Below are 26393 nucleotides of genomic sequence, written 5' to 3'. Positions count from 1 at the left end.
CACTGGCGCAGGCGCGATCCGGCCCCGCCCATAGAATCGGCGTCCATGACCACTTCCGCTTTCCCCGGCATGCCTGAACGCCCGGCGCTGGAGGGCATCGAGGAGAAGTGGTCAGCCAGGTGGCGCGACGAAGGCCTCTACCGGTTCGACCGCACGCGCGACAGAGCTGACATCTACAGCATCGACACTCCCCCGCCCACCGTCAGCGGATCGCTGCACGTCGGTCACGTCTTCTCATACACGCACACGGATTGCGTCGCACGCTTCAAGAGGATGTGCGGCAAGGAAGTCTTCTACCCGATGGGTTGGGATGACAACGGGCTGCCGACCGAGCGACGGGTGCAGAACTTCTTCGGCGTGCGCTGCGATCCTTCGCTGCCGTTCGACCCGGATTTCGCTCCGCCGGCGGAACCTGATCCGAAGCGACCGCTGCCAGTGTCCCGACGTAACTTCGTCCACCTGTGCGAGCAGCTGACAGCGGAGGACGAGAAGGGATTCGAGTACCTCTGGCGCGAGCTAGGGCTCAGCGTCGACTGGGAGCAGACGTACCAAACAATCGACCACAATGCCCGAGCCACTTCCCAGCTGGCGTTCTTGCGCAATCTCGAACGGGGCGAGGCATACCAGGCTGAAGCCCCGACCATGTGGGATGTCACCTTCCAAACCGCGGTAGCTCAGGCCGAGATGGAGGATCGGGAAAGGCCGGGCGCGTACTACAAGATCTCGTTCCATGCCGCTGACGGCGAGTTGATCTTCGTGGAAACCACTCGGCCGGAACTGCTAGCCGCATGCGTCGCACTGGTCGCCCACCCTGACGACGAGCGCTACGCCAAGCTCCTGGGAACAACCGTCACTACGCCGGTGTTCGCGGTGGAAGTACCGGTCGTCGCCCATCCTGTCGCCGATCCTGAGAAGGGATCGGGAATAGCCATGATCTGCACCTTCGGCGACACCACTGACGTCACCTGGTGGCGGGAACTACAGCTGGACACCAGGCCGATCATCGGCTGGAACGGCCGCCTGGTGGCACAGACCCCAGGATGGCTGGCTGGAGCGGGAGCCCAGGCCTACGCCACCATCGCCGGGTCGACCGCGTTCACGGCCAAGGAGCGCATGGTCGGGCTGCTCGCCGAGTCCGGCGACTTGCATGGGGAACCGCGCCCCATCACTCATGCGGTCAAGTTCTTCGAAAAGGGCGACAAGCCGCTGGAGATCGTGACTACCCGGCAGTGGTACCTGCGCAATGGTGGACGGGACCGGGAACTGCGGCAGGCGCTGCTCGAACGGGGCGCGCAACTGAACTGGCATCCGGACCACATGCGTGTCAGGTACGACAACTGGGTCAGCGGCCTCAACGGCGACTGGCTGATATCCAGGCAGCGCTTCTTCGGTGTTCCCTTCCCACTGTGGTACCGCGCCGGTCAGGACGGCCAGCCGGTCTACTCAGATCCAATCCTCCCGGATCACGATTCGCTGCCAGTTGATCCCTGCAGCGACTGCCCACCCGGATTCGATGAGTCTGGGCGAGGCGCACCCGGTGGATTCGTCGCCGAGCCGGACGTGATGGACACGTGGGCCACGTCGTCGCTCACTCCGCAGATCGCGGGGGGATGGGCTACGGACCCGGACCTGTGGCAGCGCGTCGCCCCCATGGATCTGCGTCCCCAGGCCCACGAGATCATCCGCACGTGGCTGTTCTCAACGCTCGTCAGGTCCCACTTGGAGGACGACAGGCTTCCATGGTCACACGTGGCCATATCGGGCTGGATCCTTGATCCGGACCGCAAGAAGATGTCCAAGTCCAAAGGCAACGTCATCACGCCGATCGACTTGCTTCAACGGCACGGCTCAGATGCTGTTCGATACTGGGCGGCCAGCGGCAGGCCCGGGACCGACACCGCCTTCGACGAAGGCCAGATGAAGATCGGTCGGCGCCTCGCAATCAAGATCCTGAACGCATCCCGGTTCGCGCTTCTGAACCTGAGCCGGGACACTCTCACTTCCGCGCCGACGAGACCCTTGGACTTGGCGATGCTGGCGGGCTTGGCCGATGCCGTGGACGACGCGACCAGTGCGTTCAGCGACTACGACTACGCACGAGCGCTGGAGCGCACCGAGAAGTTCTTCTGGGACTTCTGCAACGACTATCTGGAGCTGATCAAGCACCGTTCCAGTTCTGACCTGGCCCTCTCAGCCGATGAGTCCGAAGGTGCCGCCTCGGCCCAGGCCGCACTGCGCATAGCCCTGTCGACGCTACTGCGCTTGTTCGCGCCAGTACTGCCGTTCGTCACCGAGGAAGTCTGGTCGTGGTGGCAGGACGGATCGGTACACCGGCAGCCGTGGCCGTGTGCTCAAGAAGTGCCGCGAGACACGGGCGATGTCGAGCTTCTGACGGATGTCGCCCTGGCCTTGAGCCAGATTCGCAAGGTCAAGAGCGAGGCCAAGACAGGTATGAGGACTGAAGTGCGAACAGCGACCGTCGTCGCCCCCTCTGCCTCATTGGCCAAGATCCGAGCGGCAGCCCAGGACCTGTGTGCGGCGGGCAGAATAGCCGACCTGCGGTTCGAAGAAGGCGGCGACAAGGTGAGCGTGCGCGATATTGAACTCGACGCGGTCAGTGAGACTCGCCCGTGAACGTGACAGGATGACGGCAACGGCCCTCCGGGAGTGAGAATGCGCTTTGGCAGGAAGAAGGGCGAGCCCGGTTCGCCCCATACTCCGGCGCTTGGGCTGGAGGAGCAGGGCGGGCACGCGGCTAGCAGGCCTAGCTTGGCCGAACCCTATGGACTCGAGTCCGTGGGAGTCGCGATCTTGCCTGGGGTTGAGCTTCCCGATTGGGCGCCGCGCGCTCCGTTGTCCGACGCGGTCTCTGCGGGCTCCGGTCGCAGGTGGCGTCGCGGCCGCGCTGCCGCCACCAGCGCGCCGGAGTTGGGCACCACGTCGGCCATAGTCACTACAGACGCGGACAGCGGCCTGGCCCCGCCAGACCCGTCCTCGAGATCCGACGAACCGGGCGGGGCGATTGTGTGGGGCGCCAGCGCTCTGGCGGGCGCGGCGTCAACGGAGCAGAGCGCTCAGGACGCCTTGGTCGCCATCCCCGAGCCCCTACCGCCACCCGATCCGGCTGACCGGTCAGAAGAAGCATGCGGGCCGATCTACTGGGGAGTTCCCGAAGGTGAGGAGAGCGCGGACACCGCGGCAGGCCAAGTCGTCAGCGAGCGGGTTCAGCCATCCGTGCCCGGATCCCAGTGGGGGTTCGGAACCGTCATCGCCACACCAGAGCCTGAGATCGCCGGGCCCGCAACCCCTGAGCTCCCGCCCGACGAGCAGCTCCCGCCCGTCGAACAAACGCTGGCACTGCCAGCGCTGCCAAGTGGTGAGCTTCCCCCTCCGAATCCGGCAGACAGGATCACCTACCACGCCTTGGCTGGCATCCCCGCGCCTGACACCGGCGAACCGCAGGCGCGTACGCGCACTCCCGCTGAGAGTTCCCCCGACTTGCCTCCCCCGGACCCCAGCGACCGGATCGCCCACAAGCGCGGTTCCAACGCCTGAACGTCGGCGGATCCGTCAGGCCGTGGTCTTCTCTCCCGTAGCGCGTCGGCGGCGTGGGGTGATCTCACGGGGCACGATGGTCGGGGCACCCTTCTCGACCACAGTCTGCTCAGTGATGATGACCCGGGCAATGTCCTTGCGACTCGGAACGTCGTACATAACGTGCAGAAGAATCGCTTCGAGAATCGACCGCAGTCCGCGCGCGCCGGTCCCCCGATCGCTCGCCAGCTCAGCTATTGCCACCAGCGCGGCGGGATCGAACTCCAGCTCAACTCCATCCAGTTCGAACAGTCGCTGGTACTGCTTCACCAGAGCGTTCTTGGGTGCGGTCAACACCTCAATCAGCGCCTCCTGATCCAGCGCGTCGACCGATGTCACTACCGGCAGACGGCCGATGAACTCCGGTATGAGTCCGAAGCGCAGCAGGTCTTCTGGCATGACCTTGCTGAAGATGTGGTCAGGATTCGTGTCACCTTCACCATGCGAACTGTCGTCGAGCTGGGAGTGAGTGAATCCGATGGGCTTGGCGCCGATGCGTGCCTCAATGACCTTGTCCAGCCCGGCGAACGCCCCACCCACGATGAAGAGCACATTGGTCGTATCAATCTGAATGAATTCCTGGTGCGGATGCTTACGCCCACCCTGCGGCGGCACTGACGCGGAGGTCCCCTCCATGATCTTCAACAGCGCCTGCTGGACACCCTCTCCGGAGACATCGCGCGTGATCGACGGGTTCTCGCTCTTCCGGGCAATCTTGTCGATCTCGTCGATGTAGATGATGCCGCTCTCGGCCTTCTTGACATCGTAATCGGCGGCTTGGATCAGCTTAAGGAGGATGTTCTCCACGTCCTCGCCGACGTATCCCGCCTCGGTTAGGGCCGTGGCGTCCGCGATCGCGAAGGGCACATTCAGGCGGCGGGCGAGCGTCTGGGCCAGCAGCGTCTTGCCGGACCCGGTCGGGCCAAGGAGGAGGACGTTGGATTTCGCCAACTCGACCTGATCGTCCCTGACACGCTGGCGGCCGCCCCATTGCAAGCGCTTGTAGTGGTTGTACACCGAAACCGAAAGAGTCTTCTTCGCGTTCTCCTGGCCGATCACATACTGATCTAGGAACTCAAACAGGTCGCGCGGCTTTGGCAGATCCTCGATGGGGGCACCGTTGCCCTCGGTCAGCTCCTCCTCAATGATCTCGCTGCACAGGTCTATGCATTCGTCGCAGATGTACACGCCGGGACCGGCGATTAGCTTCTTGACCTGCTTCTGGCTCTTCCCGCAGAAGGAGCACTTCAGCAGATCACCGCCGTCACCAGCACGAGCCACGATTCGGTCCCCTTCCCATCGTCCGCTCCCCCTGAAGGCAGCGGAACTTGCCTCGAGAAAACGGTACCCCCTGGATGCGACGCGATCGCGGTTCGACCCGCCGCATCCCGCCAGCGGGTACGGCCAACCCGCGTCGGCCGCGTATCTACTTGTTAGCGAGCGTCTTGCGCGACTCGATCACCGAATCGATGAGTCCGTACTTCATCGCCTGATCCGCGGTCAGGATCTTGTCTCGCTCGATGTCCTTGCGTACTTGGGCCAGCTTGCGCCCAGTGTGACGGGCCAGAATGCCTTCCATCTCCGCGCGCATTCTGAGGATCTCGTTCGCCTGGATCTCGATGTCGGAACCCTGTCCCTGCCCTTCGCTGTAGGGCTGGTGAATCAGGATTCGAGCATGTGGAAGCGCGAAACGCTTGCCCGGCGTGCCAGCGGCCAGCAGAACAGCCGCCGCAGAGGCAGCCTGCCCAAGGCACACGGTCTGGATGTGAGGCTTGACGTACTGCATCGTGTCGTAGATCGCGGTCATGGCCGTGTAGGAGCCGCCGGGTGAGTTGATGTAGACGGAGATGTCGCGCTCGGAGTCCATCTGCTCAAGGCACAGCAACTGAGCCATGACATCGTCCGCAGAAGCGTCGTCGATCTGCACTCCAAGGAAGATGATCCGCTCTTCGAACAGTTTCGTGTAGGGATTGTGAACCCGCTCCACGCCACCGGATCCCCGCTCCCGAAACTCCGGGAGGATGTACCGGCCACTGGGCCCCCGGTCTGCCGATTCGCCGCGAGCGCTCATGCTGCCGTACCCCCTTCGCCCGCGACGTCGCGGGCACTGCGCACGACCTGATCAACGAAGCCATACTCCTTGGCCTGATCAGCGGTGAACCATCGATCCCTGTCGGAGTCAGCCTCGACCGCCGCCAGGTCTTGGCCAGTATGGGACGCGATCAATTCGGCCATCTTCTTCTTGGTGTACAGCATCTGTTCCGCCTGGATCTTGATGTCCGACGCTGTGCCACCGATCCCGCCGGACGGCTGGTGCATCATGATTCGGGCGTGGGGCAGCGCATAACGCTTACCCTTCGCGCCGGCGCAGAGCAGGAACTGGCCCATCGACGCCGCCATCCCCATCGCGACGGTAGCTACGTCGTTCTTGACGTACTGCATGGTGTCGTAGATGGCCATCCCCGCCGACACTGAACCCCCGGGGGAGTTGATGTACAAGAAGATGTCCCGCTCGGCATCCTCTGCGGCCAGTAGCAGGATCTGGGCGGCGATGGCGTTGGCCACCTGGTCCTCCACGGTGGACCCAAGGAACACGATGCGCTCGCGCAGTAGCCGCTGGTACACCGACTCGTCGAGGCCCGGGACCGCTGCTTCGTGGCCTCTACCCCCAGTGTTGGTCAATTGGGATTCCGTCACGCGCGGCCTCCGTGCTAGTTGCTTGCGGACTAGTTGCTTCCTGACGAAACCCTAGCGCCGAAGCCGCGGTCGGCTTGCGTCGCCGGGCCCGATTTCGCCAGCGGCACAATCAGTCCGCGACCGTGTCCTCTGCTGACTCGTCAGCCACGTCGCCGCCTTCGGCAGCCTCGCCGTCAGACTCATCCTCGGCTTCACCGCCGAAGATCGACCGGTCGATCTCGGACAGGTCCACGGGCTCCCCCGCTGTGTCCACGACGACGGCGTTCTCAAGGACCAGGGCCAGCGCTTTGGTCCGGCGCACCTCTCCGACAGCCGACTGGATCTGCCCCGCCTCGACCAGGGCTTTGGCGAACTGGTCGGCGGACATTCCGTACTGAGGAGCCTGCATCACTAGCCATTGACCCAGCTCCGCCTGTTCGACGGTCAGATCCTCCGCATCCGCGATGCGGTCAAGCAGAAACTCACTCCGAATGCCCTTGCTGATCCTCGCCTCAACCTCGGCACGACGCTCCTCATCGCCATGGTCGCCGCGCTCTTCGCCGAAGTGAGCGGAAACCTGCGCGGACAGGAAGCCTTCGGGTACTGGAATCTCGACTCCAGCCAGAAGGTCCTCGTGAGCCTTCTTCCTGGCCTTGTGTCCTCGGTCCATCAGCCGAGAGTGCCCGAGCCGCTTGCGTAGATCCTTCTGCAACTCGTCGACCGTGTCGAACTCGCTGGCCATCATCGCCAGCTCGTCGTCCACTTCCGGCAGTACGCGCTCGCGCACCGCCTTGACCGACATCGACACGTCGATGGACTTGCCTTCGAACTCGCCAACGTCAGGCACGAACTCGAACGACCTGTCGTCGCCGGCCGACGCACCCAGGACCGCCTCGTCGAAACCAGGCAGAAACGCGCCTTTGTCGACTTCCATGGAGATGGCATTTCGGGTTAGGTCCTCCACAGGCTCCCCGTCGCAAGTAGCGACTATGTCCAAAAGGAGCACATCCCCTGACTGGGCTGGACGGTCGACCTCGTCGTACGTGCTGAAGCGGTCCCTGAGAGCGTTCATCTCCTGCGCGACGTCCTCGTCGGTGACTTCGAGACGGTCAACCTCGATACTCAGCCCACGGTACTCGGGAAGGTCGAATTCGGGACGGATGTCCACTTCGGCGGTGAACGTTATCCGCTCGCCGTCGACGATCTCGGTCACCTCCACGTTCGGCTCGCCTATCGCGACCGTCCCGCTCTGGCGCACTGCCTCCTGGTAGGCCTTCGGCACGGACGCGTTGACAACTTCCTCCAGCACCAGGCCCCGCCCGAACCGCTGGTCAACGACTTGACGCGGGACCTTGCCCCGACGGAATCCAGGCACTTGCACCTGCGAGGCGATCTTCTTGTACGCGGCTGTCACAGCGTCGGCCAGTTCTTCGAATGGCAGTTCCACTGCGAACTTGACCCGCGTTTCCGACAGGTTCTCTACATCGCTCTTCACGGCGCTGGGTTCTCCTAATGGATTGGTCGGGGCGGGGAGACTCGAACTCCCGATCTCCTGCACCCAAAGCAGGCGCGCTAGCCACTACGCTACGCCCCGCGCCAGATGAGTGTACGGGAAGCCCATCGGTACCCCAGACACTCTGCGGATAGACTCTCGGTGCGTTTCGCGGGTGTAGCTCAATGGTAGAGCCCCAGCCTTCCAAGCTGGTGGTGCGGGTTCGATCCCCGTCACCCGCTCCACACATCGGACCGAGCGGTTGATCGAGCGCGCTGATTGTTACTGTCCGCGTTGACTCCAGATTCAGTCTGCCAACCGACGGGCTGAGCGTTCGCGTCTCGACGGTCGAGTTGATGACGGCGAAGGCCTTCGCTTCGTACCTGCTTCACTCTCACCGAGGTCGTGCTCGAAGGCGTCGAGGAGCTGGAAGAGCTCGTCGCTGATCCACTCGCGATCACGGCGACGACCGACGCGAGCCGGAACGAGTACGCCCGTTTGTTCAAGTCGGTTGAGCGCAGCGCGCGCTGCGGTCGGCGTCACCTCATAGGAGGTGGCCGCGACCTCGGCGCTCAGGATGGGTTGCCGCGGTAGTCCCAGGATGATTCTTCGAGCAACCGAGTCTGTTCTCGGTGAGCTGGCGCGCTCGATGAGATCCGCGAGCAGACCGTCGATCTGCGTCTGGAGAACCTCCGTGCTCCGAGCAGCCAGCGTGACTGCGTCGGAGAAGCCACCGATCCAGTCGTCGATGCGCCCTCCACGGAAGTCGGTCAGTCCGGCGATGTAGCGCTTCGCGTTGGTTGCGAGCACGACACTGATCGGAGGTACGAGACGGGGCGCGACGTTCCGCCGCCGCAGTATGACCTGGATGAGGCAGCGGCCAGCGCGGCCGTTGCCGTCACCGAACGGGTGGATGGTCTCGAACTGGGCATGGGCGATCGCGGCCTGCGAAACGGCGGGCAGGTCGTCGAGGTTCACGAATGTCACGAGATCGTCGAGGAGCGGTCGGACGCGATCGGCTGGGGGAGGAACGAACGCGGCGTCGCGTGGGCTGGTACCTCGCCCGCCGATCCAGTTCTGCCCGATCCAGTTCTGCTCTGTGCGCACAACGCCTGCGAACCGCTCCTCGGTTGTGCCCTCGAGCAGGGTCCTATGGATGTCGATCAAGTCATCGAGTTGGAACCCACTTCGTTCCGTGCCCATCTCGATCGCGCGCTCCATCGCGCGGACGTTACCGAGCACGGCCCGTGCCGTTGGGTCGGCCGCAACGGGCTCGTAGACCGCGAGCGCCAGACGCTTGTTCGAAGCCCGCAAGCCCTCGATGAACGAGGACCCGAGGGCTTCCGCTCGCAGCAACGTGGTGGCGAGGGCCTCGAGGTCATGACCGGGGCCCACCGCTTGGAGCTCGCTCAGCGCGGCGGTCGCCACCGAGACAGCCTCTGCGGCGCGACCGGCAAGCGGTCGGTCCCAGCGCGCGATCGAATCGGGCACGAAGGCCCGAAAGCGCAAGGGCTGGCGGTCACGGCGAGATCCGTATCCGCCCCCTTCCCAGAGACAGTCGACGAGCACGGGCAGTGGAGCGATCCTTTCGGGAGATGGCTGCTACGAAAGGAACGGTCCTGATCCTTTCGTAACACCAAGGTAGCGCTGAGTTCTCCGTTACGCAAGGAAACCCACGGATCCTTTCGTAGCGGCGCCATCGCCGCTGACCTGCCCCGACGGCCGAACACCCGAGGATCGTTCGCGCAATGCCCCAGCCTTCCAAGCTGGTGGTGCGGGTTCGATCCCCGTCACCCGCTCTCGTCGAGCTTCCCTACGCTCCGTGTAGTCTTGGAATTCGATAACGCCATCTTGGCGAACACTGGAGGCAACTATGGCTACCCGCATTCCCCTGAAGCTCCCGGGCCTAGTTCTGGCCGCGGGTGCGGCGCTGCTCGTCGCTGGATGCAGCGGGTCGGTCCAGGTGGCCCCCGAAGGTAGCGTCGATTTCTCGGCCCCCGGGGTCGAGGGTTCTGTTAGCGACTCGGCGACGCTGCCTGACGAGTGGCCGGCCGATGTGCCCGTTCCTGAAGGGTTGACGGTCCAGACTTCCACGCAATTCGCGACAGAAGCCGGGAAGAGCTTGTCCGCTGGCTTCGAGGGCCCCGGTGACGCCAAGGCAGTCACCCAACAACTGGGGAGCGCGTTTGAGTCGGCTGGCTTCAAGCAGACCAGCTCGTTTGGCAGCAGTGAGGTCGGCGCGGTCGTGCTCTGGACCAAGGGCGACATCAAGGTGAGCGTGACCGTGTCGGGCGACAGTGGCAAGGTGACAGTTTCCGAGACCGTCGTAATCGCAAAGACGTAGCGCTGGCTGAAGCGGCGGCGAGGGCCGTTCGAACCTGCGAGGATCTCCGCGTCGGGAGGAGTCCGAATGGCCGACGCGAACATCACACGAACTGAAGCGGGCGATCGCTCAGCGAACGTGCGCGTAGTTGCCTATGAGGTCGAGCTCGATCTGACCAAGGGCCCGAGAAGGTTCGGCACCACGACTAGGGTCAACTTCAACGCGAAGACGGACTCGAGTTGGATCGATCTGATCGCGCCAGAAGTTCGTCGCATTGTCCTCAACGGACGGGAAATCGACCCGGCGTCGGCGTATAACGGCTTCCGCATCAGTCTCGACGGTCTTGGCGTGGCGAACGAACTCATCGTCGAGGCGGACGGCGCCTACATGCGCACCGGCGAGGGACTTCACCGCTTCGTTGACCCGGTCGACGACGAGATCTACCTGTACACGCAATTCGAGACCGCCGACGCGCGCAGGATGTACGCGTGCTTCGAGCAGCCAGATCTGAAGGCCACCTTTCAGCTGTCAGTCACCGCGCCGGACCACTGGACGGTTACCTCAAACTCCCCGACTCCCGAGTCCAAGCCAGCGGATGCTGGCACGGCGCGGTGGGACTTCACGCCGACGCCGCGTGTGGCTACCTACATCACAGCGCTAGTCGCCGGCCCCTACTACTGCGTGAGGGATGAGTACACCGGCATACACGGGACCTACCCCCTGGGCGTGTTCTGCCGCCGGAGCCTGAGCGAGTACCTGGACTCCGACGAGATCCTCCAGCTCACCAAGCAAGGCTTCGGTCTGTATGAGTCGGAGTTCGGCCAGCCCTACCCATTCTCCAAGTACGACCAGTTGTTCGTCCCAGAGTTCAACTCCGGAGCGATGGAGAACGCTGGCTGCGTCACGATCCTGGAGGACCTGGTATTCCGCAGCCGAGTCACTCGCACCGCGTATGAGCAGCGTGCCAACACGATCCTGCACGAGCTGGCTCACATGTGGTTCGGGGATCTTGTCACGATGAAGTGGTGGGATGACCTTTGGCTGAATGAGTCATTCGCGGAGTGGGCGGCGCACTACTCGTCGATCAAGGCGACGCGCTACACAGAAGCGTGGACGTCGTTCGCGGCGATGCGCAAGGTCTGGGCCTACAAGCAGGACCAACTTCCTTCGACCCACCCGATCGCGGCGGACATGACGGATCTGGCCGCTGTTGACGTCAACTTCGACGGCATCACCTACGCCAAGGGGGCCAGCGCCCTCAAGCAGCTCGTGGCGTGGGTCGGCGAGGATAAGTTCCTGGAGGGGATTCGCGCCTACTTCAGCGAATACGCGTGGCAGAACACGGAGCTGGACGATCTGCTGCGACACCTTGAGGCCGCGAGCGGTCGTGACCTGAGCGGGTGGACCGGGCAGTGGCTGCGAACTGCCGGCGTCAACTTGCTGCGCTTGGAATCCACCTCGGACGACAAGGGAGTGATCACGTCGGCCACTATCGTCCAGGAGCCACCGACTTCACCTCCGGGTCTGCCTGAAGTTCTGCGCGATCACCGAATCGGCATCGGCCTGTACCGGAACGAGGGTCAACGCGTCCATCGCTACTCGCTGATCGAGATGGATGTCACTGGCTCGTGCACTCCAGTACCCGACCTGGTCGGCGCTGTTTGGCCGGACCTGATCCTGCTCAATGACGGTGACCAGACCTTCGCCAAGATCCGCCTCGACGACGTCTCGGCGCGCACCGCGGTGCGGCATCTCGGACTGGTTGACGACCCCATGGCCCGGACTCTGCTCTGGGGCGCTGCGTGGGACATGACCAGGGACGCCGAGATGTCTTGCGGAGACTTCATCGACCTGCTCATCTCCGGGCTGGCGGCTGAAACTGAGGTGGCAACGGTTCACGCCGCACTCATGCAAGCGCGAGCGGCGATCGACCAATACGCCTGCCCCGAGAACAGCGACCGGTACTCCGTCAAGCTCGCCGATCACCTGCTGGGACTGGCGGAGTCCGGAGAACCCGGCAGCGACCTTCAACTCGCGCACATACGCGGATTCGCTTCCTTCGCGACGACCCCGGTCCAACTCGACACCGTGGCCGCTCTGCTCGCTGGCGACCAGACCCTCCCCGGGCTGGTGATCGACGCGGACCTGCGGTGGCATCTGCTCCAGCGACTCGCCGCCAGAGGCAGGGCCGATAGCGAACGGATCGAAGCCGAAGCGGCCAGGGACGCGACATCCACAGGACAGCGTCACAAGGCACTGGCTCTCGCGGCTCGCCCCACTGCCGAGGCCAAGGACGAGGCGTGGTCCCAGGCTGTCGACTCCGATGAACTTCCCAACGCCGTTCTCAACGCGACGATGTCTGGATTCATCCAACCCGGGCAGCGGAATCTGTTGCGGCCGTTCGCGAATCGCTACTTCGAGTCGCTGCCGAACCTTTGGAAGACGCGCACCCCGGACACCGCCAAGTCGATGACGAACCTTTTGTACCCGCACCTGCTCGTCGAAGACGCTACAGTCGCAGCCGCCGACCGACTCCTGGCGGACGGCACTCTGACTACGGCGGCCCGGCGACTCGTCGCCGAAGGGCGCGACTCGACCGTCCGGGCCATGCGAGCCCAAGCCAAGGACGCTGGTGCCGTGTCGGGCTCCAGGTCACCGTCGCGCCAGCCCTAGCCGATCCCACCAAGCATCCGACCCAAGGGCACCACGGCGGCAGCGCACCGGCCGAGACTACTTCTTCATCCAGGCCTTCGTGTGCTTGCTCTTCGGCCCGGTTCCAGCGGAGTTGTGGGGCACAATCCGGAACCACAACGCGCGGCCCTTCCTGGCGGCCTTCTTCGCACCGGGAACCTTCCCATTCCACTTATGGCGAGTGGTGGAGGCGACCTTCCTCCACTTACCGTGCTTCTTCTTCACCGCTTTCTGGATCTTGTACGTCACCTTCCCACCATGGGACGCCGACGCGGCCCAGTGGATACGCGCCTTGCCGTGACGCTTCGCCTTCACCTTGGGCTTGCCAGGCTTACCCGGCTTACCAACCGGCTTCACCGCCGCCGAAGCGGGCGAGAACGCACCCACCCCCACGGAGTTGATAGCCGCGACACGGAAGGTGTAAGAAGTCCCGTTCGACAAACCAGTGACCACCCGCGACCTGGCCACCGAGCCTGTGTTGCCCACCACAGTCGACCAAGAACCCGAACCAGCCCTGCGCTGAATCCGATACCCCGTCACAGCACTACCACCAGTTGACGCCGGAGCCGTCCACGACACGGTGGCCCGACCATCACCGGCCACACCCCCCACCGACCTCGCCGCACCAGGAACCGTGGCCGACGCCGAATACACCGTCACCGAGCCGCCGTTGGCGTTGGTGACGTACATCCGCCCAGACCCGTCGAACGCCACACCCACTGGACCATCCAGTCCCGTCGCGCCGCCAGCGAGCGTCTTGACCGGGCCGGTGTCCCCATCGGCCCAATCCGCCGAATACACCGTCACCGAGTCGCCGCCGTAGTTGGTGACGTACATCCGCCCGGAGCCATCGAACGCCACATCCCCAGGAGAATTCAGTCCCGTCGCGGCCCCGACGAGCGTCTTGTCCGGGGGCGTGTCCCCCCCGGGCCACGCCCACGCCCCGGGTGCTCCCACCAGCGCCCCCAACAGGGCCACAAGCACAGCCCACACGACCAGACCAACAACCGAACCGCGATGCGACAGATTCATGGCCGCACGCTCCCATGCCCCCCCCCCCCCGGTGTCAACCCGGCGGCGTGCCTCAGCTTCTTTGAGATCGCCCCACCACTGACGCCAAGAACCAGGCGTGGTCCCAGGCTGTCGACTCCGATGAACTTCCCAACGCCGTTCTCAACGCGACGATGTCTGGATTCATCCAACCCGGGCAGCGGGATCTGCTGCGGCCGTTCGCGAATCGCTACTTCGAGTCGCTGCCGAACCTTTGGAAAACGCGCACCCCGGACACCGCCAAGTCGATGACGAACCTCTTGTACCCGCACCTGCTCGTCGAAGACGCTACAGTCGCAGCCGCCGACCGACTCCTGGCGGACGGCACTCTGACTACGGCGGCCCGGCGACTCGTCGCCGAAGGGCGCGACTCGACCGTCCGGGCCCTGCGAGCCCAAGCCAAGGACGCCGACACCACCGCAGCCGCTCAGTAACCTCTCACCGCCGAAACCACAGGATCGAGCAGGGGAAGCTTGGACAGGTCCTCCAGCAGGACAGCATGGCCGCGTTCGTCGCACAACGGCACCCTCCAGTTCGGGTACTCCGTGTCGGTTCCTGGCTGGTTCTGCGCTCTGCGGTCCCCCGTCAAATCAGGCAGGCTGACCCCCAGCAACATCGCCGGTGACGCCGCAGCGAGCCGGTGCAGAGCGACTACGGTCTCCGCCGGGCTCGCGTCGATCGAATCCAGTAACCCCCGATCGGTCAGCATCTCGCGCCACAGGGCGATCTCAGCCTCGTGCGCCCGCTCCTCTTCGGCCAGAGGTCGAGTCAGGAGCCCCAGCTCATCCCTGAGCCGGACGTGGTCTCCGCGGACATAGCCCGCCGTCGGGGGCAAGTCGTGCACAGTGACGCTTGTGAGGGTCCGCGCCCTCCAGGACTCGGGGGGCACGATCATGCCGGTTCGATCCCGTTCGAACCACAAGATGCCGGTCCCTAGGATTCCCCGCTCGTCCAGGTAGTCCCTGATCCAATCCGCGACCGTCCCCAGATCCTCCCCGATCACGACCGCCCCGGCGCGATGGGCCTCCAGAACGAGGATCCCGATGAGAGCCTCATGATCCATGGACACGTATGTGCCTTCCGTCGGTGGACAACCCTGGGGAACCCACCACTGCCGGAACAAGCCCAGGATGTGGTCCACGCGTATTCCCCCGGCGTTGCGCAGCATGGTTCTCAACAGGTCGCGGTATGGGACGAACGCCTGTTCCGCCAAACGCCGCGGATGCCAGGGAGGCTGGGTCCAGTCCTGACCGAGCTGGTTGTAAGCATCCGGAGGCGCCCCCACGTGAACTCCTTCGGCGAAGACGTCACCTAGGTACCAGGAGTCCGCCGAGTCCACATGCACACCGACAGCCAGATCATGGATCACGCCAATCGGCATGCCCACACCTTCGGCCGCTTGTTCGACGGCGGCCAGTTGCTGGTCAGCCTGCCATTGGAGCCAGCAGTAGAACCCGACCCGTCCGGACAAGCGGTCCGCCTCCAGTGCCACGTCGCGGCTGTACGGGTCGCGCAGGGCCAGGGGCCACTGACGCCATACGGGCCCGTACTCCTCTGTCAGCGCGCACCACGTCGCGAACAGTCGCAATCCATCACCCTGACTGGCGACGTATGCCTCGAACTGGGCCTGGCGCCCTGGGCCCATGGGGACCCTGTAGACAGACTCAAGCGCACGTGACTTGGACTCCCAGCACTTCTGACGGTCGAGCAACTCTGAGCTTCGATCCACTACCGCCCACTTGGCGGCCTCAGCTTGGGCCGCGACCCTGTCCTCATCCGGCAACAGGCCGTACTCAACAATGTCTTCCACTCTCAGGTACAGCGGATCGACGAAGCGGCGACTGCTCGGCAGGTAGGGCGAGTTGACTATGGGCGGTACCACGCGGCCGGCGTGCAGCGGGTTGACCAGGCAGAAGCCCGCGCCCAGCGAGCGGCCTGTCCAAGCTGTGAGTTCCCTCAGATCGGCCAAGTCCCCTATCCCCCAGGACCGCGAGGATCGCAGCGCGTAGATCTGGGCCATCACACCCCAGAGCCGCCCGGGAAGCTCGCTGTCAGGTCTCGTCGGCGTCACTACCAACGCACAGGACCCGGTGCGCGATGGCGACACCGCCCGTACCTCGTGCCATCCAAGCGGCAAACCCGCTGGGATTTCGAACCACGATCTGCGTACGCTGGCGCCCTCGATCCGGCGGGAGCGCCGGGGCCTGTCCAGCGGTTCGAGTGGGGCGCTAGCACTGCCGGATTCGAAAGCTACGCTCACCTCAGCCGCCTCACCCGTCGGCGTGTTGACCCAGAATTCAGCGCCCCGGTCCTGTCCGCACACAACCACCGGCGGAAGCATCAGGCCCCAGTCATGCGAGTCGGCCTCGCGCAACGCCGTGCGGACCTCATCGGAGGTGGCCGCCCGCACGCCAAGGGACCGCAGCACGGCGATCACAGAGCTTCTGCTGATGACGTGGCGTTGCCCCGACTGGTCGTAGTACTCAAGCGCCACCCCGTGCGCCTCCGCCAGTCGCGCGAGGGGTCCCTGAACTGGCCGCGCCCCAGCAGCGCTCACCACACCGGTGGCCGCCTGTCTACCCAAGGCTTCGCCCGCTCGATCTGGCCGACCAAACTCAGCAGATCCGCTTCCCCCCAGGGGCGCCCGACGATCTGCACTCCGATCGGCAACCCGCCTGGGCTGTGCGCGAGCGGCAAACTCACCGCGGGCTGGCCACTTACGTTGAACGGCGCCGTGAACGGAGTGAACTCCTTCTGCCTCGCGAAGTCCCTGGCGGGATCATCGTCGTCGCGAATGCCGCCGACTAGCGCCGGCGGCTGGGCCAGCGTGGGGGTCAAGAGCGCGTCGAATCCAGCGGTCGCCAGGATCGCGGTTCTCGCGGCCGTCCGCAGCATGGCCACGGCGGCGGCGAGTTGGCGTCCGGTCACCGCTTCTCCCGCGTCGCGCAGGTACTTCGTCAGAGGCCGCAGCAATCCCTCCTTGCCGGGCGGGACCGGAATCGACCCAGCCAGCGTGGCCCACACCGCCTCGAAGTGCGGGGTGAGTACTGGGCTGTATGGCGGCTCGATGTCCACTACCTCATGCCCGAGCTCCGCCAGAAGCGTTGAGGCGGCCTCATAGGCGGCCAAGCAGTCCGAATGCACGGTCGTCTCGGCGATGAGAGGTACGCAGAACCGTCCGATCCGCTGCCGCCGTGGCTCCATCGAAGCCGCGGCCAGAAACGTACCGGCCCCCGGCGGCCCGGGGGCTGCGAACACATCGCCGAGCTGAACGCCGGACATGACATCCAGCAGTGCGGCCGCGTCTGCCACGGTCCTGGCTAGCGGACCGATCGCCACCAGCTCGCCAACAGAGTCCACGAGCGGAGCCACCGACACCCGTCCACGGGAGGGCTTGAGCCCAACCAGCCCAGTGACGCTGGCCGGAATCCGGATGGATCCACCACCGTCCGACCCCTGAGCCGCTGAAGCTAAACCAGCTGACACGGCTGCGGCGGCACCGCCACTGGAGCCGCCCGCCGATCTGGTCGTGTCCCAGGGCGTCCGTGCCGACGGGGCGATGTCGGGCTCGGTGTAGCACGGCAACCCGAACTCCGGAGCGTTCGTCTTCCCGGTGATGACCAAGCCCGCATCGCGCATGGCCCGCACGAACGCCGCGTCCTGGGGGGACACGAAATCAGCGAACACGGCGGACCCGAACGTGCACCTGACGCCAGCCACAAGATCAAGGTCCTTCACTGGCACTACGCAGCCCGTCAACGGACCCAGATCATCGGGTGACTCCGCGGCCGCGACCCGGCGGTCAACCGCTTCAGCCTGCTCCAGCGCCAGGTCCGGTGTCACTGTCACGAAAGCCCCGACGACATCGCTGAGTTCCTCTGTGCGACCCAGGTAGTGCCGTGTCAATTCAACCGCCGACACTTCTCGCGTCCGGACAGCACGGGACTGCTCCAGAGCTGTGAGGTCGTGCAACTGGCTCACTTTGGGTGCTTCTCACCCTTCTCCGTCTTGTCTGCCTCTCCCGCGCTTCCCGGTGGAGCCGCCTTGCCCGCGTTCCGCCGGGTGCGACGGCGGCGCAGCCACCATCCGGTCCCGCTGCCAAGCCCCGCTCCCAGCGCCATGGCGATGAGCAGCGCGACGAACAGCGGTACATCCCGCTGCGCGAACACCAGGCTGACGCTCACGGTTCCGCTGTTCAGAATCACGAATAGGATCGCCAGGATCGCCAGGATCAGCCAGCCGAACACTCGCGCGTACTTGGCCACATCGACAGGCTCGGGTCGGCCAGGAACAGACGGCTTCCCTTCGCGGGCTTCCCGTGATGTGTTCACGCGGGCCTCCTGGGGGCTGAGTGTGCTCTCACGCTAGCGCCCGTGCGAGCGCGACGCATCCCTCCGCACGCGGTCCGGACGGCAGACAGGGCGATAAGGTCAACGCGTGCCAGCTGACTACCCGGCCGCCCAGCGACTCGACCTCCGAGACCTCGTACACACCGACCAGGTTCCGGACCCCTACCGCTGGCTTGAGTCCGCCGAACCCGATGAACCTGCCGACTGGGCCAGCTGGAGAACCGCCTGGCTCGCGGGGCAGCGGGATCTCTATGACAGCCACCGCTCGCGCTGGGCGGGCGAAGCCGGGTTCGCCAGCGCGGTCTCGGCGCTACTGATGGGCGGCTATGAGGGGCTCCCGACCTGGCGAGGCGACAGGTACTTCGTCATGCGCCGCGAGCCGGGCCAGCAGTTCGGAGTCCTGTACGTGGTCGAGGCTGACGGTAGCGAGCGGGTGCTGATCGATCCGATCGCCATAGACCCGGCCGGCACGACGACCCTCGACGACTTCCAGCCTTCTTGGGAGGGGAACCGGATCGCCTACCTGATGAGCGAGGCCGGTACCGAGGAATCCGAGCTTCGCGTATTGGATGTCGCGTCAGGTGAGGTCATCGACGGCCCGATCGACCGTGCTCGGTTCTCTCCCATCGGCTGGCTTCCCGGCGAGGAGCAGTTCTACTACGTCCGCCGCCTGGACCCTGCTGGCCTGCCGCCGGGCGAGCGACAGTTCCACCGGCGAGTGCGGCTTCACAGGATCGGACGTGACCCTGACCAGGACCCCGAGATCTTCGGCACTGGGATGCTGGCGACGAACTACTACTCGGCGTCTGTCACCAGGGACGGGCGTTGGCTGGTCGTCGACTGTTCCGAAGGCACCGCTCCCCGCAACGACGTCTACTTGGCGGATCTGAGCCGGTCAAGCCCCGAGGAGCCCGACCTGCTGCCACTGGTCATCGGCCGGGACGCGATGACTTCAATCACGATCCGGCCCGACAATCGCATGTTCATCTGGACTGACTTCGAAGCTCCGCGCGGCCAACTGATGCTCGGCGCCGCGCTGTCCCCAGAGCCAGGAACCTGGACGCCTCTAATCCCCGAGGAACCCGACTCTGTCCTGGAATCACTCCGAGTGGTCGACGGACCCGACCGCCACGACCAGTACCTCGTACTGCAGCGCACACGGCACTCGATAGGCGAACTGGCACTGCACGACTCCGCCACCGGCGAGCGTGTCCGCGCCCTGGACGTCCCGGGATTGGGGACTCTCACCGGCCCGGTCACGCGCCCCGAAGGGGGCACAAGCTGCTGGTATGCCTACACCGACTACGTGACTCCACCTCGCATATTTCGGTACGACGTGATCACTGGTGAGACAACGCTCTGGGCCGAGCCCCCCGGAGATGTACGTGTTCCGAGCGTTCACACAGAGCAAGTGACCTTCCAGTCGGGAGACGGCACTGATGTGCGCATGTATCTGATCTCTCCCAGCGCCAAGCCGCTCGCTCCACTTCCGACGCTTCTGTATGGATACGGAGGATTTGGGATCTCTTTGTGCCCGGCATTCAACCCGACTGCCCTTGCCTGGGTTCAGGCAGGCGGCGTCTACGCGGTGGCCAATCTGCGCGGCGGCGGCGAGGAAGGCGAGGACTGGCACCGGGCAGGGATGCTGGCGAACAAGCAGAACGTCTTCGACGACTTCCGGGCGGCCGCGCGGTGGCTGATCGACACCGGCTGGACAGCGCCGCAGCGGCTGTGCGTCAGCGGCGGCTCCAACGGCGGCTTGCTCGTGGGAGCCGCACTAACGCAGTTCCCTGAGCTTCTCGGAGCCGTGATCTGCACCGCGCCGCTGCTCGACATGATCCGGTACACGACGTCGAGTTTGGGCGCCACATGGACAACCGAATACGGCGACCCAACGGACCCAGAGCAGTTCGGTTGGCTTCGCTCCTACTCCCCCTATCACCACGTGGAGCAAAGAGTTGACTACCCGGCGACCCTCGTCATGGTGTTCGACAACGACACTCGAACCGATCCCATGCATGGCCGCAAGATGGTCGCGGCGCTCCAACATGCCACCGTGAGCGAAGATCCGATCCTGATCCGCACCGAGACCGACGTCGGCCATGGAGTGCGATCGCTGGACCGGTCGGTGGCCGAAGTCGCGGAATCTCTGGCGTTCGCCGCTCACATGACAGGCCTCGAAGCCGGTCAGGAGCCCAGAGAAGAGGACGCACCGTGATATTCCTCGCAGCTTCGCCTTCGCCTCCGGCGACGCCGTCAGCGAAGCCAGCTCCCACCCCGAACCCGATCGGGTGGTTGGAAACTCTCCTCGAATCCAACGCGCTGATCAAGATCGCCCTGATCCTGGCCCTGGCTGTGCTCATCCAGGCCGGCATTGCCCTCATGATCCACCACACGGTCCACAAGTTGATCGACTCCAAGCCCCGGACACGCAGCGGCCGTCGTCCCTCGTCCGCGTTCCTGCTGCTCAAGCAACGCCGTGAGCAGCGGGCCAAGGCGATGGGGCAGCTCATCCGCAGCGTCTTTAGCGTGTTCCTTTGGGTTGTCGTGGTGCTCATGGTCTTACCCCTACTGGGTTTGGACATCACGCCGTTGCTCGCCAGTGCTGGCGTCATAGGCATCGCGCTCGGATTCGGCGCCCAGACCCTCGTCAAGGACTACCTCTCCGGCATCTTCCTGATTCTTGAGGACCAGTACGGAGTCGGCGACGTAGTGGACCTCGGCCAGGTGGTCGGCACTATCGATGAGGTGACGCTGCGCGTCACCCGGCTTCGCGACGGGTCTGGCGTGGTCTGGTACGTCCGCAACGGCGAGATTCTGCGGGTCGCGAACCGATCCCAGGGCTGGACCCAGGCCGTCGTCGATACTCCCGTGTCCTACGACCAAGACCTGGGCGCGGTCAAGTCGGCCATAGAACGGGTCGCGGACGAGATGTCCAAGGACCCCGACTGGGCGGACTCCTTGCTGGACGGATTGAAGTATGTGGGCGTGGAGTCAGTCACCGGTGACGCCGTAATCGTGCGTGCGATAGCCAGAGCCGCGCCCGATGACCAGGTGGCGCTGACGCGTGCCATCAGGGAGCGTATCAAGCGCGCGTTCGACCAGGACCACATCAGGATCCCGCCTGTAATCCGCGCACCGCAGGCGCCTGCCTAGGCCTAGCCCGCCGCCTAGCGAGTCGGCTCTGCCGCTCGACGGACGGCCTCCGGATCGATGAACGCGGAGCGCAGCGCTGTCATCGCCGAGCTGAGCTCCGCCGGGATCACCCAGATCTTGTTTGCCGTACCTTCCGCGATCTCCGGCAGGCACTTCAGATACTGGTATGCCAGTACACGCTCGTCCGTGTCGGCGTCATGCAGGGCGGCGAACACTCCCTTGATCGATTCGGCCTCGGCTTGAGCCCGCAGGATCCTCGCCTCCGCCTCACCCCGCGCGGTCAACACATCTGACTCGCGCCGACCCTGGGCAGTCAGGATCGCCGACTGCTTGGCTCCCTCCGCGGTCAGGATCGAGGCGCGCTTCTCGCGTTCCGCCTTCATCTGCTTCTCCATCGACTCCTGGACACTGGGCGGCGGGTCGATCGACTTTAGCTCCACGCGGTTGACCCGAATGCCCCACTTCCCTGTCGCCTCGTCCAGCACGCCACGCAACGCCAGGTTGATTTCTTCGCGCGACGTCAGGGTTCGCTCTAGATCCATGCCGCCGACCACGTTGCGCAATGTGGTCACTGTCAGCTGCTCGACTCCGTGAATGTAGTCATAGATCTCGTAGGTGGCTGCCTTCGGGTCGGTCACCTGGAAGTAGATCACCGAGTCGATCTGGACCACCAGATTGTCCTCCGTTATGACCGGCTGCGGCGGGAAGCTGACCACTTGCTCTCTGAGGTCAATCAGAGGCAGGACACGATCGATGAACGGGATGACGATGCTCAGCCCCGCGCCTAGCGTGCGCTGGTATCGGCCGACGCGTTCCACGATCCCAGCACTGGCCTGCGGCACGATGCGTACCGTTTTGGCCAGGAGTATTAGAACGAAGAGGGCCACGAGCCCGCCTACTACCCAGCCTGTCGCACTCGCCACAACTACACCTCCGACTCACGCGATGAGTGCCGTAGCACCCTCGATCTCTATCACCCGGATCATGATCCCCGGTTCGAACACTTCGTCGACGTCGAACGACCGCGCCGACCACACCTCACCACGCAACTTGATCTGTCCCCCATAGCCGGTGACCCGCTGCGTGACGACTGCCTCCAGCCCGATCAGGGCAGCGGTGCCCGTGCGCAGGTGGCCCGGCGTCCAAGCATGCTTGCGCGCGACTGGACGAACGAGCGCCAGCATGGCGACACTAACCAGCGCGAACACCAGCCAAGGGACGAATTCGGTTACCGTGACAGCTGCTGCCACAGCAGCGGCGAGCGCCCCCACAGAGAGCATTCCGAATACCAGAGTGCCCCCGGTGGTAACCTCCACGATTCCCATCACCAAGGCCGCTGCCAGCCACACCCACCATGCGTCCACCCACGCAGAGTAGTCCAGCCCGGCGTGCCCGCCCAACCACGCCGACCGTCAGCCTCTCTGGTCAGGCGTTGAGCCGAGCTACGGCCGCGCGACGCACACCCTGGATGGTCGACAGTCACATGCGTCTCAGGGTCCCAAGCCCCCGGCGGAGCACGACATCGCGCCCAGCCGCTGACCGCAGGGCGTTCTTCAGGGTCATGGGGATGGGTCGGTCCGGCAGGATTCCACCCTTGCCATTCCTGGTGTCGATCTGGACGACCTTGCGCTTGTCCAGAGATTGGCCGTATGGCCAGTCGATCTCGAGGCCGCCCGGCATGACCGCCGCGTCTCCAGTCATCCCGAAGGAACCATTCGTGCCGTAGAAGCCAACCACGCGACCGCGGGGCAGGTTCTGGATGCCCATCGCCACGCCCTCACACGAACTCACGCAGGCGTTGTCCACTAGTGCCACCACGGGTCCCTGGTAGCGCTTCTTCGCCGGTTTGATCCAGACGCCCTTGCCCCTGGAGCGGAACTCTCCAGTGACGTCGTCCGCGATCCAGATCTGGAACTTCCGGGTCGCTGGCACGATGTAGTTCTGGTACTCGTAGAAGGCTCTCCTGCTGTAGAACGAGGCCATGAAGTCGGCGACCATCTGATCCGAGCCGCCGGAGTTGGACCGGACATCGACGATCACGCCCGCAACCTTCGCGTTGACGAAGTCGCGGATCGCTCGGCGGAAGAGCTTGACCGTAGGCGTGTGGTCACCAGGCAACTGAGCGGGCAGGTCGATCTCGGCGTAGATGCGAACATAGCCCACGTCGCCCGGCAGGATCTTGTGCTCAACCATGCGCTTGGGCCACTGGCCCTTCGCCAGGACGGACGAACCATCGGTCCGCTCGAGGGTCTCCATCCCGTCATCGACCGCCCGAAGCTTCACGCGCTCGCGCGCGGTCGCCCGGCGATTCTCGTAGACAACCGTTCGCCTGACGCCGATGGGAGCCCGCACGAGGAAGCGCAGCTGCTCGGACCTCTTCCGCGCGGTAGTGGGCTGACTCGGCCCGAAGACCGTCGGCGTCTTCCGCAACGCCTTCAGCACCGGCTTGCCGCCCCACTTGCGGATCCGCGCGCCACGCTCGATACCTGCCATATCGGCGGGTCCACCCCGCTTGACCCATGTCGCGACGACTGCTCCCGTGTCCAGCGTCGTCACGGTCAGCCCGAATCCGCCGCCAACAAGCGCCTCCTCGAAAGCCTCGACGTTGGGCTTGATCGAGACGTGCCCATCCCGCAGCTTGTGTAGGTAGCGGCGCAAAGTCAGGTAGTAGGCCTGCCGGTTGTCCGTCGCTTCCGCCCGGGCAATCCGAGGAGCGTACTTCTCGTACAGGGAATGCCACTTGATCCGCTTCCACTTGGTGAACGCATACTCGCGCGACATCTTCTTGTTCAGGGCGCGAAAGGCCTGGGTCCAGGTCAGGGCACTGAAGTCCTCTGGCGCAGGCGGCGTGTAGGCGGCGGCACTGGGCATCGGCGGGGATGCGTTGGACGGCGTGAGCAAGACACTCAGCCCCAACGCGGTCACCACCGCCAAAGCTAACGCGCCGCTTCGTATCCCACGTGGTGCCGCGCGTCGCTGCCCGGCTTCACGTGCGGCTGTCGTGTTGAGTTCCGTGCGTCGTGCGCGCATGTTGGTCTCCTCGCGAGCCCTCTCAACCGTACGCCGCCGAGTGGCGTGAGGCGTGCCGAGAGCGGGGAAAAGGATCTGAGGACGTGGGACTCCGCGAGCCGGTTCAGGTTTCCCCGGTTTTCGGCTAGGGGTTCGGGCAACGGTCAGGAAGGTTCGCGCATGAAACGGACCGTGAACCGGATCGCGTTCCACAAGCACATGACGCTCAGGGTGCCCGCTACACCAGACCCAACGAGTTCAACCATGGCAATCGAATCATCAGACAAGTCGCGCATGGGATCAAAGTCCAGGAATCGAGCACGTCCATGGTACGCCAGATACGCGGAGTACAACCCAAGCAGAATGGTCCCCAATATGAATCCGGAAGCAAGCGCCCCCGACGGCAGTGACCGCCAACGAACCGGTTCGCGTATGAACCGGTTCGCGAATCGAATCGCGTTCCACAGACACACAACGCTCAGCGTGCCCGCCACACCAGACGCGATAAGATCAACCGTGGCAAAGAAGCCATCAGACATGTAGGAATCCGAATGGTAGTACGCCATCTCGGCACGCCCCTGCTGCGCGGCATACACGGAGTACCACCCGAACAGAACGGTCCCGAGTGCGAATCCGGAAGCAAGCGCCACTTGCCACAGGGAGCGCGGACGGACTGGCCGGCCCGTGGGCGGATCAACTTCTCGGTGCGCACTCATGTCAGACCTCATCTTCCTTGCGGACCTACTCTTTCTTGACCGCTCCGCCGAAGTCGCTGGCCACGTACTCCAATGGTGTGTAGTAGTTGCGGCAGTTGGTCCACGAGCCGCCCCCGTTGTTGGTACCGCTGATCACGCCAACAGCTCTAACGCCGCCGGACGGACGCGTCAGATAGAACGCCCCACCTGAATCCCCCTTACCGATGCACGCGGACGAGTGCTCCGCGACGGTCAGGTTGGCAACTGTTGCCTTGGTGTCGCGGAAGTAGATCGTTTGGTTCACGAGTGAAATCCAGTCGGGATTGATCTGCCCCGACCCGTTGCCGTAGAAAGGTCCCGCACCTGATGTGTACAGGTTCGGGCCTTTCCAGCCTTCTGGGAGGCTGGTCCGGTCCTTGACGGCGCTCTTCGCGGTCGCGTTGCCCGTCCCGGTGTAGATGCGGCCGACGGTTTTCAGACCCCCGGTGGCCTTCCAGACGACAACGTCGCCATGCCTGTCGGCGGTGGTTCCAGACGCATTGGCAGACGACCACAGCACTTTCCCGATCTGCTTGCCAACGGACTTCGTTCCGGTCTTGTACCTGAACACCCGCAAGCCCGACCTTGTGTAGCAATGTGCGGCACTGACCATGTACTGGCCGCCTTTCCACGCGAAGGCGTTGGAGCAGCCACCTCCTGGCCCGAAGTTCACGTTGTCCCCACCGTTGTAGGGCGAGGTATCCCAGTAGCGGTTCGTGAGGACCGGATCTCCCCGATGGTTATAGGTAGTGGTCGGCACGCCAGATCGCGCTGCGATCGTCTTCAGCCTGGCTTTCGCCGCTCGCGTCAACGAGACTCCGTCTCGGACCCCGACAACAACCTGACTGTTTCTGTATTCAGGACCGGCCGCCACAACGCTGCCTCTCAGGAGAGGGTCGCTCATTACATCCGCGGTCACGGTGTCGTGTTGGGCCATCGACACATCCACTTTGCGAATCGTGACCCCACGCGTCACACCGATCTTCCGAAGCACCTTCGCCGCCCTGACAGGCGATCGCCGCACGGTATTGACCACCAGTGTGTCACCGTCAACGTAGGCACCGCCCCATTCCTCCGGATGCGGGATGAACAGCTTGTCTTGCATCCGGCGGTAGTTTGTCGCGACCTTCGCTGGACTGCCCGCTCCGGGCAGCGACGGCCGCCGCACCCATCGCCCCAACTGACATCCGCGCGCCAACCACAAGAGCCGACTTGCCCTTCCGGGTTCCCCCGTGTGCGATCACGCCGTCACGCTACGTCAGCACCCCAATGCTGTCAACCCCACGCAAGCATGGCCGTCCAACAACTGGCGAGTCTGC

The 26393-nt window shown here is 64.6% G+C and carries 20 protein-coding genes, 2 tRNA genes and 1 pseudogene; 8 read left to right on the top strand and 15 right to left on the bottom strand.

What is annotated here, in order from left to right:
- Nucleotides 1–45 precede the first annotated feature (45 nt).
- Both valS and Q8P38_03745 read left to right on the top strand, forming a co-directional pair.
- On the top strand, nucleotides 46–2634 hold the full coding sequence (gene valS / locus Q8P38_03750; protein ID MDP4013721.1) for a valine--tRNA ligase: 2589 nt from the start codon (nucleotides 46–48) through the stop codon (nucleotides 2632–2634).
- Between the two features lie 39 nt (nucleotides 2635–2673).
- Entirely contained in the window at nucleotides 2674–3555 is an 882-nt protein-coding gene (locus Q8P38_03745; GenBank protein MDP4013720.1) for a hypothetical protein, read from the top strand.
- Between the two features lie 15 nt (nucleotides 3556–3570).
- Here Q8P38_03745 and clpX read toward each other — a convergent pair whose 3' ends face one another.
- From clpX to Q8P38_03720, 5 genes are all read right to left on the bottom strand, one after another.
- Entirely contained in the window at nucleotides 3571–4875 is a 1305-nt protein-coding gene (clpX, locus tag Q8P38_03740) for an ATP-dependent Clp protease ATP-binding subunit ClpX (GenBank protein ID MDP4013719.1), read from the bottom strand.
- 145 nt (nucleotides 4876–5020) lie between these two features.
- Nucleotides 5021–5665, bottom strand: a complete 645-nt coding sequence (locus Q8P38_03735; protein MDP4013718.1) for an ATP-dependent Clp protease proteolytic subunit — start codon at nucleotides 5663–5665, stop codon at nucleotides 5021–5023.
- Nucleotides 5662–6291, bottom strand: a complete 630-nt coding sequence (locus Q8P38_03730; GenBank protein MDP4013717.1) for an ATP-dependent Clp protease proteolytic subunit — start codon at nucleotides 6289–6291, stop codon at nucleotides 5662–5664. The genes Q8P38_03735 and Q8P38_03730 overlap by 4 nt, the downstream gene beginning before the upstream one ends.
- A gap of 109 nt (nucleotides 6292–6400) precedes the next feature.
- Complete coding sequence (gene tig / locus Q8P38_03725) at nucleotides 6401–7765, bottom strand: trigger factor (protein MDP4013716.1); 1365 nt, start codon at nucleotides 7763–7765, stop codon at nucleotides 6401–6403.
- 23 nt (nucleotides 7766–7788) lie between these two features.
- Nucleotides 7789–7864: transfer RNA gene (locus tag Q8P38_03720), tRNA-Pro, on the bottom strand.
- Between the two features lie 69 nt (nucleotides 7865–7933).
- Here Q8P38_03720 and Q8P38_03715 point away from each other — a divergent pair.
- A tRNA-Gly gene (locus Q8P38_03715) sits at nucleotides 7934–8007 on the top strand.
- Between the two features lie 61 nt (nucleotides 8008–8068).
- Here the strand turns inward: Q8P38_03715 and Q8P38_03710 are convergent.
- Nucleotides 8069–9190 (bottom strand): Fic family protein, encoded by a 1122-nt coding sequence (locus Q8P38_03710; protein MDP4013715.1) that lies wholly within the window; start codon nucleotides 9188–9190, stop codon nucleotides 8069–8071.
- 445 nt (nucleotides 9191–9635) lie between these two features.
- On the opposite strand from Q8P38_03710, the gene Q8P38_03705 reads away from it, so the two are divergent.
- The gene (locus Q8P38_03705) at nucleotides 9636–10106 is read left to right on the top strand and encodes a hypothetical protein (GenBank protein MDP4013714.1); all 471 of its coding nucleotides are present in this window, start codon (nucleotides 9636–9638) and stop codon (nucleotides 10104–10106) included.
- 66 nt (nucleotides 10107–10172) lie between these two features.
- Nucleotides 10173–12758 carry an aminopeptidase N gene (gene pepN, locus Q8P38_03700; GenBank protein MDP4013713.1) on the top strand — a complete coding sequence of 862 codons (2586 nt, stop codon included), beginning with the start codon at nucleotides 10173–10175 and terminating at the stop codon, nucleotides 12756–12758.
- A gap of 57 nt (nucleotides 12759–12815) precedes the next feature.
- Here pepN and Q8P38_03695 read toward each other — a convergent pair whose 3' ends face one another.
- Nucleotides 12816–13808 (bottom strand): fibronectin type III domain-containing protein, encoded by a 993-nt coding sequence (locus Q8P38_03695; GenBank protein ID MDP4013712.1) that lies wholly within the window; start codon nucleotides 13806–13808, stop codon nucleotides 12816–12818.
- Nucleotides 13809–13891: 83 nt separating this feature from the next.
- Between Q8P38_03695 and Q8P38_03690 the strand changes: the two are divergent.
- Nucleotides 13892–14260, top strand: a pseudogene (locus Q8P38_03690) (ERAP1-like C-terminal domain-containing protein).
- Here Q8P38_03690 and malQ read toward each other — a convergent pair.
- From malQ to Q8P38_03675, 3 genes are read right to left on the bottom strand one after another with little or no spacing between them, the layout of a single operon-like run.
- Nucleotides 14254–16383: a 4-alpha-glucanotransferase gene (gene malQ / locus Q8P38_03685; protein ID MDP4013711.1), complete on the bottom strand. Its 2130-nt coding sequence runs from the start codon at nucleotides 16381–16383 to the stop codon at nucleotides 14254–14256. The pseudogene Q8P38_03690 and the gene malQ sit on opposite strands and share 7 nt — an antisense overlap.
- A complete protein-coding gene (locus tag Q8P38_03680) occupies nucleotides 16380–17807 on the bottom strand; it encodes an amidase (protein ID MDP4013710.1) in 1428 nt (475 codons plus the stop codon). The genes malQ and Q8P38_03680 overlap by 4 nt, the downstream gene beginning before the upstream one ends.
- Nucleotides 17804–18157, bottom strand: a complete 354-nt coding sequence (locus Q8P38_03675; protein MDP4013709.1) for a LapA family protein — start codon at nucleotides 18155–18157, stop codon at nucleotides 17804–17806. The genes Q8P38_03680 and Q8P38_03675 overlap by 4 nt, the downstream gene beginning before the upstream one ends.
- Nucleotides 18158–18263: 106 nt before the next feature.
- Here Q8P38_03675 and Q8P38_03670 point away from each other — a divergent pair, with 106 nt between their 5' ends.
- Together Q8P38_03670 and Q8P38_03665 are read left to right on the top strand one after the other, a co-directional pair.
- The gene (locus Q8P38_03670; protein MDP4013708.1) at nucleotides 18264–20393 is read left to right on the top strand and encodes a prolyl oligopeptidase family serine peptidase; all 2130 of its coding nucleotides are present in this window, start codon (nucleotides 18264–18266) and stop codon (nucleotides 20391–20393) included.
- Complete coding sequence (locus tag Q8P38_03665; protein ID MDP4013707.1) at nucleotides 20390–21331, top strand: mechanosensitive ion channel family protein; 942 nt, start codon at nucleotides 20390–20392, stop codon at nucleotides 21329–21331. The genes Q8P38_03670 and Q8P38_03665 overlap by 4 nt, the downstream gene beginning before the upstream one ends.
- A gap of 14 nt (nucleotides 21332–21345) precedes the next feature.
- On the opposite strand, the gene Q8P38_03660 is transcribed toward Q8P38_03665, so the two are convergent.
- The 5 genes from Q8P38_03660 to Q8P38_03640 form a co-directional block, all read right to left on the bottom strand.
- Complete coding sequence (locus Q8P38_03660) at nucleotides 21346–22254, bottom strand: SPFH domain-containing protein (GenBank protein MDP4013706.1); 909 nt, start codon at nucleotides 22252–22254, stop codon at nucleotides 21346–21348.
- A gap of 15 nt (nucleotides 22255–22269) precedes the next feature.
- Nucleotides 22270–22695 (bottom strand): NfeD family protein, encoded by a 426-nt coding sequence (locus Q8P38_03655; GenBank protein ID MDP4013705.1) that lies wholly within the window; start codon nucleotides 22693–22695, stop codon nucleotides 22270–22272.
- Nucleotides 22696–22810: 115 nt separating this feature from the next.
- Nucleotides 22811–24361: a S41 family peptidase gene (locus Q8P38_03650; protein MDP4013704.1), complete on the bottom strand. Its 1551-nt coding sequence runs from the start codon at nucleotides 24359–24361 to the stop codon at nucleotides 22811–22813.
- Between the two features lie 143 nt (nucleotides 24362–24504).
- On the bottom strand, nucleotides 24505–25056 hold the full coding sequence (locus Q8P38_03645) for a hypothetical protein (GenBank protein ID MDP4013703.1): 552 nt from the start codon (nucleotides 25054–25056) through the stop codon (nucleotides 24505–24507).
- Between the two features lie 25 nt (nucleotides 25057–25081).
- On the bottom strand, nucleotides 25082–26179 hold the full coding sequence (locus tag Q8P38_03640; GenBank protein ID MDP4013702.1) for a hypothetical protein: 1098 nt from the start codon (nucleotides 26177–26179) through the stop codon (nucleotides 25082–25084).
- Between the last annotated feature and the right edge of the window lie 214 nt (nucleotides 26180–26393).

This window comes from Candidatus Nanopelagicales bacterium (assembly GCA_030700225.1).
In the GTDB taxonomy this organism is placed as follows: Bacteria; Actinomycetota; Actinomycetes; order S36-B12.
This window is presented reverse-complemented; position numbering and strand designations above follow the sequence as displayed.